This window comes from Arthrobacter sp. SIMBA_036, assembly GCF_046535135.1.
Classification (GTDB): domain Bacteria; phylum Actinomycetota; class Actinomycetes; order Actinomycetales; family Micrococcaceae; genus Arthrobacter.
Map to the genome: position 1 here is coordinate 1 of NZ_JAWRXG010000194.1, position 269 is coordinate 269.

The 269-nt window shown below is 64.3% G+C and carries 1 protein-coding gene; it reads left to right on the plus strand.

Annotated features, from left to right (window positions below; translation table 11 throughout):
* On the plus strand, positions 1-248 hold a 248-nt coding region (locus tag SB659_RS19605), incomplete at its 5' end, for a hypothetical protein (protein WP_410551616.1).
* Positions 249-269: the final 21 nt, after the last annotated feature.

The following is a 269-nucleotide window of genomic DNA, read 5'->3' on the forward strand; positions in this document are numbered from 1 at the left end:
GGGGTGGTCTGCCGGCTTCGGTGTCACGCGATGATCTGAACTCCGGCAAGCTCGTGCAGCTCGATCTTCCAGCCTATGAGCAGGGCGAGTACCCGATCTACAGTCTTCACAAGATTGCCAATCCCCCGGGCCCGGCCACGGCCTGGCTGATCGACCGCTTCCGCAATCTCCTATCGATGTGCCCGAGCCACAGCGAATTCCAGGAGCAGCTTGCGGCGCTGACCTCGGTGCAGGAAGCGGCAGAATAGGCCGGCGCTGCCGCCGGCCTC